Here is a 13,462-nt window from a genome sequence, read left to right as displayed (position 1 = left end):
GCTGGAGGACTAGTGGCTGAATACTGGCACCGGTTCGCGCGATGGCGGCGCGGCCGGCCGTTCTGGGGCGGTCTGCTCCTGCTGACATCCGGGCTGGAGATGTTCCTCAGCGCCAACATGTCGGTGGCGAACATGGACGTCCACATCGGGCCGCAAGGCTTCCTGTCCTACCTGCTGCCGTCGATCATGCTGGTCTGCGGGGCGCTGACCTGGCTGTCCCCGGCCCAGCGGCACTTCTACGGCATCGTGGGGGTGCTGACCGCGCTGTACTCGTTCATCGGCCTCAACCTGGGCGGCTGGATCGCCGGGATGCTGCTCGGGATCGTCGGCGGGGCACTCGCCATCGCGTGGGGGCCGGCCCGGATCACGCCGGCCGTACCGCCGCCACCGGCCGCCCCCGAACCCGGCGACCCCGGCCCGGCGATCCTGGAACCGAACCTGTTCTCCCCCGGCCCTGATCCCTCCCCCGGCGAGAAGACCGCCGAGATCCGGCCGGCCGCCGCGCCGCCGGTGATTCCCGGCCCCGACCCCGGCCCGGGGCAGGGACACTGGCGACGGACCGCGCTGGTACTGATCGCCCCGGTCGTGGTGGCGACGACCGTGCTGGTCGCGGGCGACCGGCCCGCCGGAGCCGCCGAGTGCCCGGAGGGACTGCCCTCCCGCACGTCCACCCCGTCGTCGTCGGCCTCCCCCTCCCGGCCCGCCCCGGCGTCCCCGACCGCCTCCGCTTCCCCGCCGCCGGCCTCGGCGTCCACCTCTGTCCCCGCATCGACCTCTCCAACCGTCTCGGCTGCGCCCGACGGGGAGAATCCGATCCTCGACGGAATCGGAGACGTCCTCGACGGCGTCGGCGACCTGCTCGGCATCGGCGACGAGGAGACGCCCTCACCGGAAGCGTCCATCTCCACATCCGCGTCCGCGTCCGCGTCCGCCTCCGCCTCCGCCTCCCCGGACGTCACCCCCGCCTCGGAGAGGCCGTCCTCCCCCGGCACCTCAGCCGCCACGCCCGCCACCTCGGTCACCGGGTCCGCGGCCTCCTCCCCTCCGGCATCGGCGCCGGCCTCCACATCGGCCTCGGCCTCACCTGAGGAGATCCCCTGTCTGGGCGCCCGCCAGGAGGGCCTGCTGGCCGACGGCGACACCCCGCCCCGAGCCGGCGCCGAGCCCGGCCTGATGAAGACCGATTCCTTGACCATGTACGACTCGTCCTACGACGGCGTCGTCGACGTCCCCACCGAGGACGGCAGCATCCGGTCGCTGAAGTTCACCATGGACCGCGCCGTCAACACCCCGTTCAGCCTGGAGATCGCCGAACCGGGCGGCGGCACCACCCTGATCACCAGCAGCGAGCTGACCATCGACGGCAACGTCGAGTTCTACACCTCCCGCTTCACCGGCAAGCTGTTCGGCCTGATCCCGGTCGTCTTCACCCCGGACCAGCCGCCCCCGCTCACCCTGCCGGTCCTCTGGTTCACCGACACCACCATCGACCTGGTGTACGTCCACAGCGACGAACTGACCGCCGACCCCCTCACCATCCGGGAGAGCTGACCGCCCCGTTCCCGGGCGGGCGTGATCGCCCATCGGCCGACCACGGCAGGCGCACCGCCCGCGGTCCCCCGCGAACAGGCCCCCGTCACCGACACGATCTCGGGTGACGTGCATGGCAGGTCGCGGACCACCGGCGGATCGTCAGGCGGATTCCAGCCAGGCGGTAGGGCCGTGGGGTTCGTAGCGGCCGACCCGGCCCTTTCCGGCGGCTTTCGCGGCGTACATCGCGGCATCTGCCTGTTTGAGAAGCGCGGTGAGAGTGACCGGGACGCCCGGCCGGGCCTGCGCCAAGCCGATGCTGCCGCCCACCGTCACGTGACCGCCCGGCACCGGGATCGGCTCGGCGATACGCCGCAGCAGACGCATCGCCACCTCATCGCCGCGCTGATCGGCATCGGTCAGCAGGATCGCGAACTCGTCGCCGCCGATACGGCTCACCAGGTCGCCGGTGCGCAGTTCCGCGGAGAGGCGCCGGGCGACCGCGATCAGCACCTCGTCGCCGGCGGCATGCCCGTAGGTGTCGTTGACCGGTTTGAAGCCGTCCAGGTCCAGGAGCAGGATGCACACGTCGTTCCCGGACAGGGCGGTGACCGCCAGGGCGTCGAAGGCGGCCCGGTTGAGCAGGCCCGTCAGCCCGTCGTGGTGCGCCTGGTGGGCGAGGGCGGCCTTCTGCTCGGCCAGTTCCGACGCCAGCCGGCCGACCGTGACCAGGGTGAGGAACTGCCGGATCAGCACCAGGGAGAAACTGGCCAGCAGCATCCAGACCAGCACCACGGTGAGCCGCCCGTCGCGGGCCTCCCGATAGCCGGCGAAGACCACGGCGATCACCACCGGCAGGTACGGCAGGAGCGCCCAGCCGCCGAACACCAGCCGCCCCACCATCTCCTCGCCCGGCCGGGACACCGCCAGCCGGCTGGAGACGGCCATCATCCAGGCGCACAGCACGTAACCGGCGCCGACCCCGTGCGACCACCACGGGTCGTCGGCGACGTCGTTGCGGATACCGCCGAGCAGGGTCGCGGCCTGCAACAGTGCGGCGGCGGCGAGCACCTGCTGAACGGTGGCGCCCAGCCCGGCCTTCGCGGTGGAGAGCGTGACCAGGGCGACCGCGGCGGCCACCACCAGCACCCCCATCACCACGACCTGCTGCGCGGCGATCAGCGCGCCGTCCGCACCGGCCAGCACCAGTTCCCAGGCCAACACGAAGATCGCGCCGGAGACCGCCGCCACGTCGATCACCTGGCGGACCATGGCGAGGCCCTCGGGACGCGGTCCGGCCAGCACGATCGCAACCGGGACGAGCAGGGCCGCCATGGTCGACAGGAGCTGCCCGGGGACCGCGGCGAGCGGCACACCGGCCACCGACACGAGCAGCAGCACGTTGGAGACCGACCAGAGGCCGCAAGCCACCGCGCCGATACCGAGGGCCACGCGCACCCGGCGCACGATCCAGCGATGCCGCGCCTTGCGGCGGAAGAAGAAGGCGGCGTACGCGCTGGCGAGCGCGATGAGCACGTCGGAGAGGGCGTAGCCGGCCGCGGGCGGGACGATCGTGTGCAGCACCTGCACGACGGCGGCGATCACGATGCCGATCAGCAGCGCCGCCCGCAGTCCCATGCCCACCCCGTCACCAACGGCAGACGCCCGGTCGAGCTGAGCAGTCGGCCGGAACGGCGAGTATGGCATAGATTACTGCGCGTCGACCCGCACCTCGCCGAGGAGAAACGCCGTGTGCCGGAGCATCCACCAGCTGCACAACTTCGAGCCGCCCGCGACCGAGGACGAGGTTCAGGCCGCGGCCCTGCAGTACGTCCGGAAGATCGCGGGGAGCACGCGTCCGTCGCAGGCGAACCAGGCGGCTTTCGACGCGGCGGTCGCGGCGGTCGCGGCGGCCACCACGGAACTGCTGGCGAACCTGGTGACCACGGCGCCGCCCCGGGACCGCGAGGTCGAGGCGGCCAAGGCGCGTGCCCGGGCGGAGAAACGGTACGGCAGCTAAACACGTTCCGTGGTCAGGGCGAAGCCCGTCCGCGTGGTGACTTCAGCCGCGCTGGACGCCCGAAGTCACCACACCCGTGGCGGTGTGGTGATTACAGGCGCGCTGGACGCCCCAAATCACCACACCCCTGGCGGCGTGGTGAATACAGGCGCACTGGACGCCCCAAATCAACACACCCCTGGCGGCGTGGTGAATACGGGCGTGCTGAGCGCCCGAAATCACCACAGAGGCAGACCCTGACTGCGATAGGTGTCTAGCGCGGGAGGCGTACCACTGCTTTCAACCCTGGCTGGGCGTCGCCGAGGGTGACCGTGCCGCCGTGTTTGCGGACCAGTTCATGCACGATCGCCAGACCGAGGCCGGAGCCGCCGGCGTCGCGGGCCCGGGCGTCGTCGAGCCGGGTGAACCGCTGGAACACCCGTTCGCGGTCTGCTTCCGGAATGCCCGGCCCGTCGTCGGTGACCGTGATCAGCAGGTGCGGACCGTCCTCGGCGACGCTCGCGACGACCTGGGAGCGGCGGTGGCGGACGGCGTTGTCGAGCAGGTTCGCCACCACCCGGGCCAGCGCGTCCGGTTCGGCGAGCAGTGGCATGGGCGCATCCGGGTCGCGGTAGGTGACGTCCGGGTACCGCTGTGCGGTCTCCCCCACCAGCTGACCGAGATCGATCTGCTCGAAGCGGCGGCCGGCCGGCCGTCCGTTCCCGTCCCTGCCGTTCCCGTCAGGTCTGGTGTTCTCGTCCTGGCGGGCGTTTTCGTCCTGGCGGGCGTTTTCGTCCTGGCGGGCCAGCAGCAGGAGATCGTCTACCAGCCGGGACAACCGCTGCACGTCGGCGAGCAGGTCGTCGGCCAGCCCCGGCCAGTCGGTGTCGTCGGGCAGGCGCTGCGCCACCTCCAGCTCGGTGCGCATGTTGGTGAGCGGGCTGCGCAGTTCGTGCGCGGCATCGGCGACGAACGCCCGCTGCCGGGCCCTGGCCGCGTCCAGCCGGTGCAGCATGCCGTTCAGCGTCACCGCCAGCCGGAAGATCTCGTCCCGCGAGTCGGGTACCGGCAGCCGCCCCTCCCGTGTCCCGCCGGTGATCTCCTCGGCGCCGGCCCGGAGCGCGTCGACCGGTCGCAGGGCCGCACCGAGCGCCCGCCACAGGCCGGCGGCGAGCAACGCGACCAGCAGGGGGAACAGGATGAGCAGCGTGATTCGCAGCAGGTGCACACTCTGCGTGATCTCGTTGGTGGACCGGGCCACCAGGATCCGCAGCGGGTCGGTGGGCGGTCCGGCGGTCACCTTGACGACCCGGGCCTGCCCGTCGAAGCCGATCCGGTTCCCGGGGATCACGACGCTCCGCCCGTCGGGCAGATCGCGGAGTTCCTCCGCGTACAGGATGGGGACGAGCCGGTCGGCGGTGGTGGAGACGGCGGTGACCCGGTCCTGGGAGTCGATCACCTGGACCTGCACGCCGGGCGTGACCGGGATCGGATTGGGGAGTGCTTCCTGCTCGATCAGCCGGGCGACGCCCTGAGCGGTGTCCATCGACTCGGAGTGCACCGAGCGGGTCTGCGCATACCCGAGCACCACGACGAGCAGGATGCCGCCCGCCGCGAGCCCCATGGTCAGGCCGGCCGCCGCCACCAGCAGCAGCCGGGCGCGGAGGCTCAGCTCCCGGGGCCGCCGCACTAGGCGGCCGGCCCGGCGGTTCCGGCAGTTCCGGCCGGCCCGGCAGCCCCGGCGGTTCCGGCGGTTCCGGCCGGCCCGGCAGCCCCGGCGGTTCCGGCGGTTCCGGCGCTTTCGGCCGGTCCGGGCGTGGCCAGCCGGTAGCCGGCGCCTCGCACGGTCTCCAGCCGATCCCGGCCGATCTTGCGACGGAGGTACCCGACGTAGACCTCGACGGCGTTCGGCGCGGTCTCCAGCGCGGCATCCCAGACGTGATCCAGCAATTCGGTCTTGGAAACCACCTGCCCGGGCCGCCGCATAAGGTATTCCAGCAGCGCGAACTCGCGGGCCGTCAACGTCACCTCGTCGCCGGCGACAAGCACACGGCGTTCCGCCGGATCCAATTCGATATCCGCGTACGTGAGGATGGCCGGACGTTCCCGTGCGCCGCGCCGCAGCAGCGCCCGCAGCCGGGCGAGCAGCACGATGTAGGAGAACGGCTTGGTGAGGTAGTCGTCCGCCCCACAGTCGAGTCCGTCAGCCTGGTCATACTCGCCGTCTTTGGCGGAGAGCATCAGCACCGGCAGCCAGTGACGTTCCGCCCGGAGCTGACGCACCACCCGGTACCCGGACAGCCGCGGCAACATCACGTCGAGAATCATCGCGTCGTAGCCACCGTGCCGAGCCATCTCCAGCCCGTCCTGGCCGTCCCCCGCAACGTCGACCGCGAAGCCTTCCGCCTGCAGTCCCCGCCGCAGAGCAGCAGCCAGCCGCGCTTCATCCTCCACCACCAGCACCCGCACCCCCACACCTTGGCATGCCGAGGCATCCGTACGTGAACGCCTCTCAGCCACCTCACAGCGCCCCCGTCCGCAGCCTCGTGAGTCGGCCCTGCCCGGGAAGTCGGCGCATCTGGCCCCACCGGCGGTGATCGCCCTTCTCCACGGGGATCGGGATACGGGCTCCACGGGGATCGGGATACGGGTGCCGCCACCCGCCGCTGCGGTCGTCAGCTGGTCGGTGGTGTGCCGCCTGGCATGTCGCCGCTGGGGCGGGGGCCGCTCGGGGGCGCACCGCCGCCTGGGCCGCCGGAGCCCATCGGACCGCCGGAGCCCATGGGAGCGCCGGACGGAGCTCCGTCGCCGCTGAGCTGACCGCCGGTGGGGGTGGTCGTCGTGTCGACGCTGACGTCGAGCGACACCGCGTACCCGGCGGTGGTGTCGCCTGTCACCGTGGCCAACTGCAGTGCGGCGGAGTCCTCGCCGAAGACGTTGTCGGTGTCCAGAGAGACGCCGGCCAGGTTCGTCACCGACGCCTCGTAGCCGGTCGTGGCGTAGACGACGTCGCACGTCTCCTTGGGCAGCGCGACCTGGGAGGTGGCGATCGCGTTCGAGGACGCCGTGATGCTCGCCTGGTCGGGGTAGACCTCGAAGTGGATGTGTGGCCACCGCCCGGCGTAACAAGCCGGGAAGACACTGGTGAAGGTGACCTTGCCGGAGTCGTCGGCGACCTGCACGCCACGCAGGTAGTTCTCCTCGGTGATCCCGGTCGAGTACAACGAGTACTCCCCGGCACGGTTGCAGTGCCAGACGTAGACGGCCACCCCCGCGAAGGCCGCTCCGGACTTCGTCAAGTCCTTGATCGTGAGGGTGAGCGTCATCGGCACGCCCTCCGCCGTGGCACTCGCATCGCCGAAGCTGGAACGGATGTCGCTGCGCACCACGCCGCTCTCGGTCAGCACGTTCGGCCCGTTGGAGCCGTCCCCCGGGTACGGCCCGGCGGTCTCGTCGGGGATCTCGGCGCTGGTGGCCTCGGACGTCGCCTCGGTGGTCGTCGTCTTGTCGCTGTCGCTGCAGGCGCCGAGACCGAGAGCCACGGCACCCAGTCCGAATGCGCACAGCACCTGCCGCCGGCGGGCGATGGTTCCCAGGTCGAACGCGAGTCCCTGGTCGACGATCTCCTCGTCGGGCCGGGGCAGTAGGCGCCCCTCGTAGGTGGGGCTGTCTGACATGTGATCCCCCGATCAACGTCCGTTATGTCGACTATCACGCTATATGACCGCCCCGGACAGGGCCTCCCTTAAGGGACTTTCTCAGCGCGGTCACAGGCACGGCGGAGCACGATTGGCGACAGACAAGGGGAGGTGGACGACGTGTCCGTGTTCATGTCCAGGCCGGCACTGCGCTGGCTCGTACCATCGGCCGCGGCGATTGCGGTCATCGGCGGAGGAGCGGCGGCCGGGACGATCGTCGCCAATGCGGACCCGGCCCTGCCGGACCGCACCGCGGCACAGCTGCTGGTCGATCTGCAGAGCGCCGACGTGAAGGGGCTCTCCGGCACCGTGGTGCAGAACTCCGACCTCGGCTTGCCGGGCATCGCCGGACTGCTCGGCAAGGCGGGCGGCACAGTCTCCGGCGGGAACCCGGCCAGCCTCATCGCGGGCAGCAACACCGCCCGCGTGTGGTACGCCGGAGATGAGAAGGTCCGGCTGGCGCTGCTCGGCACCGACGGCGAGACCGATGTGATCCGCAACGGTTCGGACGTCTGGGTGTGGAACAGCGGCGCCAACAAGGCCACGCACGTGACCCTCGACGGCTCGTCCGCCAAGGCCGGCGAGCACGCCCGGCCGGAGTCTCTGCCGAGCAGCCTGCCGTCGACGCCGCAGGAGGCGGCCGACGCGGCCCTGGCAGCCATCGACTCCACCACCGCGGTCACGACGACCGGCGCGGCGAAGGTGGCCGGCCGGGACGCCTATGAGCTGGTGCTCAGCCCGCGGGACACCGACTCGCTGGTCGGCCAGGTCCGGCTGGCGGTCGACGCCGAACAGCACATCCCGCTGCGCGTCGACGTGTATGCGAAGAACACGGTGAAGCCGGCCGTCCGTGTCGCGTTCGAGCAGATCAGCTTCGGCGTCCCGGACGCCGAACAGTTCACGTTCAACCCGCCGCCGGGCGCCACGATCGACGAGAAGGCCGCCGGTGACGTGGCCGAGGAGAAGGCCTCCGGCAGCGCGGCCGAGAAGCACGCGGAGAACAAGGGCGAGCCGTCGGGCAAGCCGGAGACCGCGGGCGACGGGCCGAAGGTCATCGGCAAGGGCTGGACCTCGATCCTCACCGCCTCGCTGCCGAAGGACTCGGTGGCCGAGGCTGAGAAGAGCGAGGAGGCCGCACCGCTGGTCGACACGCTCGAGAAGGTCAGCGGCACCTGGGGCAGCGGCCGCCTGCTGCGCGGCTCGCTCTTCAGCGCGCTGATCACCGACGACGGCCGGGTCTTCGCCGGCGCCGTCACGCCGGAGGCGTTGTACGCCGTCGCCTGAGGGTGACGCGATTGCCTGAGTGCTCACGCGAATAGTTATAGAACTCTGCCGCGCCGGTGTGCAACACTGAGCGCGGCAGAGTTCTATAACTTTCGGAGGTGCTCATGACCGCGGTCCTTCCCCCGACGTCCACCGGCCGGTTCGGCGACTTCGGCGGACGGTTCGTCCCCGAGTCCCTCGTCCCGGCCTGCGCCGAGTTGGCGGAGGCGTTCCGCGACGCCTGGGCCGATCCGGCCTTCCGCGGCCGCCTCGACGAGCTGCGCTCCACCTATGCCGGCCGGCCCACGGCGTTGACCCCGGCCACCACCCTCTCCGCAGAGCTGGGCATCACCCTGCTGCTCAAGCGGGAGGATCTGGCCCACACCGGCTCGCACAAAATCAACAACGTGCTGGGGCAAGCCCTGCTGGCCCAGCGGATGGGCCGCACCCGGCTGATCGCCGAGACCGGTGCCGGCCAGCACGGCGTCGCCACGGCCACCGCGGCCGCGCTGCTCGGCCTGCGGGCGACCGTCTACATGGGCGAGCGCGACATCGCCCGGCAGCGACTCAACGTCTTCCGGATGGAGCTGCTCGGCGCCGAGGTCGTCCCGGTGACCGCGGGCAGCCGCACCCTCAAGGACGCGACCAACGAGGCGATGCGCGCCTGGGTCGCCGCCGTCGGTGAGGCCCACTTCTGCCTCGGCTCGGTCACCGGCCCTCACCCGTACCCCTGGATGGTCCGTGAGCTGCAGAGCTGCATCGGTGAGGAGGCCCGGGAGCAGAGCCCGGCCGTTCCCGACGTGGTGGTCGCCTGCGTGGGCGGCGGCTCCAACGCGGCGGGCACCTTCGCCGGATTCCGCGACACCCGGGCCCGGCTGGTCGGGGTGGAGGCGGCCGGCGGCGCGGCGATGACGCACGGCCGTCCCGGCGTCGTCCACGGCTACCGTTCGATGCTCCTGCAGGACCCCGAGGGCCAGATCGTCGAGGCCACCTCGATCTCGGCCGGCCTCGACTACCCCGGCATCGGCCCCGAGCACGCTCACTGGGGTGCCATCGGACGCGCCGAATACGTGACGGCCACCGACGACGAGGCGCTCGCGGCCCTGCGGCGGCTGGCCCGCGCCGAGGGCATCATCTGCGCTCTCGAGTCCGCCCACGCGGTGGCCTGGATCCTTCGCGCCGCCGGCACCCCGGAGCTGCCCACCGGTTCCACCGTGCTGCTCACGGTCTCCGGTCGAGGCGACAAGGACATGGAAACGCTGTGTCGTTGACAGCCTCCCCGTCCTCCGTGGGCGGGACATTCCCGGCCGCCTCGAGGTCTCCGCTCCTGGGCGGAACGCCTCCTCGCCTCGGCAACGAATCGGTTGCCTCCGGCCTGCTCACCAGGGAGTTCCGTCTCCTCTCCGGCTTCACCGCCGAAGACTCCACGAAAGGGATCCGATGACCGCCCCGACGACTGAGCCTGCCAAGACCTCGGTGAGCCCCACGGACCAGCCCTTCTCCTCGTCCGGCGACACGACCAACACGACGAAACTCCCCGCTCCGGCCGACGCCACGACCCAGCCCGGCCCCTCTTCCAGCAGTGTTACGGCACAGCAGAATTCCTCACCGCCCCACAGGGCAGGCCAACCCGGTTCCTCCCTGACCAGCGCGGCAGGACAGCACGACTTCACTCCAGCCGCCACGCCGGGAGCGCACAGCTCCACTCCGAGCGGCACGACGGGACACCGCGGCTCCGCTGCGAGCGGCACGACGGGACACCGCGGCTCTTCGGCGGCCGGCTCGGCGAAGCGGCTTGTTCCTTACATGACCGGTGGCGTCACCGACGACTGGACCGACTATCTGCTGGCCTATCAGGAGGCCGGCGCCGACGCGATCGAGATCGGGCTGCCCTTCTCCGACCCGATGCTCGACGGGGCCACCATCCAACGCGCCTCCGACCAGGCGCTGCGGCGAGGCGCCACGGTAACGGCGGTCCTCGACGACCTGGCCGCGGTTCGTGACCGGATCCGGGTGCCGCTGATCGTGATGACCTACGCGAATCTGGTGTTCCACGACGGGGCCGAGGCCTTCTGCCGCCGACTCGCGGCCGCTGGCGTCACCGGCCTGATCGTTCCCGACCTGCCCGTCGACGAGGCCACCGAAGTCGCCCGGCGCGCTGCCGAGGCGGGGGTGCGGCTGACTCTGCTCGCCGCCCCGACCACACCGCCGGGCAGGCTCACCGAGATCGTCACCCTCAGCGAGGACTTTGTGTACGCGGTGAGCCTGCTCGGCACCACCGGCGAACGTGACGGGCTGGCCTCGTCCGCGGCTCCACTCGCCGCTCGGATCAAGGCGATCACCGACAAACCGGTCCTGATCGGCTTCGGCATCTCCACCCCGGCCCAAGCCGCCGCCGCGGCACGTGCCGGGGACGGGGTGGTCGTCGCCTCCGCCCTCATGCGTAGGGTTCTGGACGGAGCTCCGCCCATCGAGCTCCGCACCGAGGTCGCCGCTCTACGCGCCGCCCTCGACCAGGCCGACCAGGAGGTGCACGCTGCCCACGCGCACACCGAAATACCAGGTGATCGCCGATGACCTGAGCCGCAAGATCCAGGATGGCGAGCTGCCTCCGGGTTCCGCGCTGCCTCCGCAGAAAGAGCTCAGCACCCGATATGGCGTCACGCTGGCCACACTGCGGCAGGCGTTGCGGCAGTTGCAGGACGCGGGACTTCTGTCCCAGCAGCCCGGGCGAGGGACTTTCGTCTACCCTCCGCGGGCGGCATACCGGCTGGACACGCTGCGCGGTTTCGCCGAGGACCTACGCTCCCAGGGCCACACGGTCACCACCGAGATCCTCGACCAGACCACCGGCACTCCACCGGACTGGGCCGAGGCCATCGGCGGCGGCCCGGCATTACGCCTGGAACGGTTACGGCTGGTCGCGGGGCGCCCCGCGGTTCACCAGCTGTCCTGGATCCAGGGAGTCGCACTCGCCGAGGCGGACCTGAGCGACACGTCGCTGTACTGGGCACTCGAGGACTCCGGCACCGCCGTGCGCCGGGCATCCGAAGTGGTCCGCCCCGCCGTCCTCGCCGATCCTGAGGCGGCGCTGCTCCGTCGTCCGGCGGGCGAGGCGGTGCTGGTGTCCGAGCGGGTGACCTACGGCCTGGACGACACGGTCCTGGTCGTGGACCGGGCGACCATCCTGGGTTCGGCGATGGAGATCCGCACCGAGCGGGCCGTCAACGGTTTCTCGATGCACTGGAGTCGCTCCACACCCTGACCACCCCGAAACCACCCACCTCCCATGCTCAAAGGTCCCGCTCAAAGGCCCACGCTCACCCCATCACCCATGCTTGAGAGGCCGACGCTTAAAGACCTGGCGCTCAAGGGGGCCCACGCTTCGTCGGCTCCCGGACACGGACGTTGGGGATACCGCAGGGCGGCCGCTCGAGGGGCGGCTACCGGCTGTCGAATCGGGTGCCGGCAGCAGGGGCGGGACCACGGCTACTGACGATCGGCTCGAGCTGTTGCCAAGAGCAGGGCAAGAGCTACGGCTGCTGCCGCCAGGGATGACGGGTGTGGGGTGAGGGCGTAGGCGAGGAGGAAAGTCACCGCGATCGGGGCTGTCGCCACCGCGGTTAGGACGGCTCGGCGCTGGGACGGGGGCAGCAGCGGGAGGCAACGCCACGGGGTGGTGCGGGCCGGGATCAGGACCCGGGCGGAGAAGCCGAGCATTACGGCGGCCACGACTACGGCGGTGGCTCGGGACAGCAACGTGGACGGTGACCACCAGAAACCGGCGAGTGCAAGCAGGGCCGTCAGGGGGATGCCGACCAGGAGGCCCCTCCGCAAGCCGGCCAGTAGGCCGCGGATCGGGAACGTCAAGGCTGCGGCGTCCAGGCGGGCGGGATGGTCGGCGGCCAGGTGGCGGAGGCCTCGCATGGCGGCGCCCACATGGAGGCGTTCGGCGTCGAGGAGGGCTACCAGCCAGCGGCCGCCGGGATTGTCGGGATCCTCGGCGAGGAGTGCCCGGGCGGCCGCGCCGGCGGCATCGCGACGGCCGGCGGCGCGTTCCACCTCGGCGAGGGTGAGCAGGTCGGGGACCGAATGCGGGTCGAGGGACAGGGCTCGGGCGGCCGCTGTCCGGGCCTCGTCGAAGTCACGGCGCAAGGCCAGGGCTCGGGCCAGTGCACGGTGCGCGTCAGGAAGGGAGGGTTCGAGACGGACGGCCTCGCGGGCTTCGGACACGGCCTCATCGAGACGTTCTGACAGGAGCAGGCACTCGGCGCGTTCGATGTGGGTGCCGGCCAGGTGCGGGGCTACCGCGATTGCTCGTTCCGCCGCGGCCAGGGCCGGTTCGGCCATCCCCTGGAGACGGAACAGGCCCGCCAGCAGGACCAGCAGCACCGGGTCTGTGGGGGCTTCGGCCAGACCGGCCCGGGTCACCTCGGCGGCCTCCGCGAAACGGCCCACGTCGGCGAGCAGGCGGGCCCGCTCGGCATGCGCGCTTCCGCCCCGGTCTGGAACTCCCGTCACCATCGCCTCCGTCCCACGACACGCATCAAACCCCGCCCTCGCCCCGAGACTCCATCACGATCGAACGCATCCAACAGACACCGCCCCCACCCGCAGCTCGTCACCATCGAACGCACCAGCACCAGCACCCGCACCGGACCGGACCCGGCACTCGCACTGGCGGCGGAGGCAGAGCGCTCCCCCGGATTGTCACTGGCCCCGTCACCGCCGCTGCCGACCACCGGGCACCGGGCTCGGCGCTCTCGCCACCACTGGCACTCACGCTGCCATCGCCACCAGCACTGGTGCCTTCACGAGACGGAGCCGGATCAGGGTGTGTTACAGGACACCGAACGAGAGCGGTGGCTAGACACAACGCCGTTCAGTTAGGCGTTGGTGTGGCTGGTCAAGGGGTGTGTTGATCGGGGAGTAAGAAGCGGAGTTCCGGTATCAAGGTTTGTCACTCCAAGAC

11 protein-coding genes are annotated in these 13,462 nt (G+C 71.2%); 6 read left to right on the top strand and 5 right to left on the bottom strand.

Annotation, left to right across the window (positions count from 1 at the left end; translation table 11 throughout):
- Positions 1–12: 12 nt before the first annotated feature.
- Positions 13–1,551: a DUF6114 domain-containing protein gene (locus tag WH85_RS26465; protein WP_045744719.1), complete on the top strand. Its 1,539-nt coding sequence runs from the start codon at positions 13–15 to the stop codon at positions 1,549–1,551.
- A gap of 141 nt (positions 1,552–1,692) precedes the next feature.
- Here the strand turns inward: WH85_RS26465 and WH85_RS47415 are convergent, their stop codons facing one another.
- Positions 1,693–3,168: a GGDEF domain-containing protein gene (locus WH85_RS47415; protein ID WP_052720802.1), complete on the bottom strand. Its 1,476-nt coding sequence runs from the start codon at positions 3,166–3,168 to the stop codon at positions 1,693–1,695.
- A gap of 112 nt (positions 3,169–3,280) precedes the next feature.
- Here WH85_RS47415 and WH85_RS26455 point away from each other — a divergent pair, with 112 nt between their 5' ends.
- Positions 3,281–3,550, top strand: coding sequence for a DUF2277 domain-containing protein (locus WH85_RS26455; RefSeq protein WP_045744718.1), 270 nt, complete (start codon positions 3,281–3,283; stop codon positions 3,548–3,550).
- Between the two features lie 253 nt (positions 3,551–3,803).
- Here the strand turns inward: WH85_RS26455 and WH85_RS26450 are convergent, their stop codons facing one another.
- From WH85_RS26450 to WH85_RS26440, 3 genes are all read right to left on the bottom strand, one after another.
- Complete coding sequence (locus tag WH85_RS26450; protein WP_425394666.1) at positions 3,804–5,180, bottom strand: sensor histidine kinase; 1,377 nt, start codon at positions 5,178–5,180, stop codon at positions 3,804–3,806.
- Positions 5,181–5,218: 38 nt separating this feature from the next.
- Complete coding sequence (locus WH85_RS26445) at positions 5,219–5,998, bottom strand: response regulator transcription factor (RefSeq protein WP_245674104.1); 780 nt, start codon at positions 5,996–5,998, stop codon at positions 5,219–5,221.
- A 206-nt stretch (positions 5,999–6,204) separates the two neighbouring features.
- Positions 6,205–7,206 (bottom strand): dioxygenase family protein, encoded by a 1,002-nt coding sequence (locus WH85_RS26440; RefSeq protein ID WP_045744716.1) that lies wholly within the window; start codon positions 7,204–7,206, stop codon positions 6,205–6,207.
- Positions 7,207–7,347: 141 nt separating this feature from the next.
- On the opposite strand from WH85_RS26440, the gene WH85_RS26435 reads away from it, so the two are divergent.
- The 4 genes from WH85_RS26435 to WH85_RS26420 all read left to right on the top strand — a co-directional run bounded on the left by WH85_RS26435 (position 7,348) and on the right by WH85_RS26420 (position 11,755).
- Positions 7,348–8,511, top strand: a complete 1,164-nt coding sequence (locus WH85_RS26435; protein ID WP_211275445.1) for a LolA family protein — start codon at positions 7,348–7,350, stop codon at positions 8,509–8,511.
- Between the two features lie 104 nt (positions 8,512–8,615).
- On the top strand, positions 8,616–9,761 hold the full coding sequence (gene trpB, locus WH85_RS26430) for a tryptophan synthase subunit beta (protein WP_045744715.1): 1,146 nt from the start codon (positions 8,616–8,618) through the stop codon (positions 9,759–9,761).
- A gap of 169 nt (positions 9,762–9,930) precedes the next feature.
- Positions 9,931–11,067: a tryptophan synthase subunit alpha gene (trpA, locus tag WH85_RS26425; protein WP_083449275.1), complete on the top strand. Its 1,137-nt coding sequence runs from the start codon at positions 9,931–9,933 to the stop codon at positions 11,065–11,067.
- Entirely contained in the window at positions 11,054–11,755 is a 702-nt protein-coding gene (locus WH85_RS26420; protein WP_245674103.1) for a GntR family transcriptional regulator, read from the top strand. Before trpA ends, WH85_RS26420 begins: the two co-directional genes overlap by 14 nt.
- 224 nt (positions 11,756–11,979) lie before the next feature.
- Here the strand turns inward: WH85_RS26420 and WH85_RS50720 are convergent, their stop codons facing one another.
- A complete protein-coding gene (locus WH85_RS50720) occupies positions 11,980–13,011 on the bottom strand; it encodes a tetratricopeptide repeat protein (protein ID WP_169792488.1) in 1,032 nt (343 codons plus the stop codon).
- Between the last annotated feature and the right edge of the window lie 451 nt (positions 13,012–13,462).

The sequence above is a fragment of the Actinoplanes rectilineatus genome, from assembly GCF_000962825.1.
Classification (GTDB): domain Bacteria; phylum Actinomycetota; class Actinomycetes; order Mycobacteriales; family Micromonosporaceae; genus Actinoplanes; species Actinoplanes rectilineatus.
This window is presented reverse-complemented; position numbering and strand designations above follow the sequence as displayed.

Excerpts from the sequence above, each read along its gene's own strand:
- WH85_RS47415 (WP_052720802.1), bottom strand. The coding sequence starts at position 3,168 with ATGGGACTGCGGGCGGCGCTGCTGATCGGCATCGTGATCGCCGCCGTC.
- WH85_RS26440 (WP_045744716.1), bottom strand. The coding sequence starts at position 7,206 with ATGTCAGACAGCCCCACCTACGAGGGGCGCCTACTGCCCCGGCCCGAC.
- trpB (WP_045744715.1), top strand. The coding sequence starts at position 8,616 with ATGACCGCGGTCCTTCCCCCGACGTCCACCGGCCGGTTCGGCGACTTC.
- trpA (WP_083449275.1), top strand. The coding sequence starts at position 9,931 with ATGACCGCCCCGACGACTGAGCCTGCCAAGACCTCGGTGAGCCCCACG.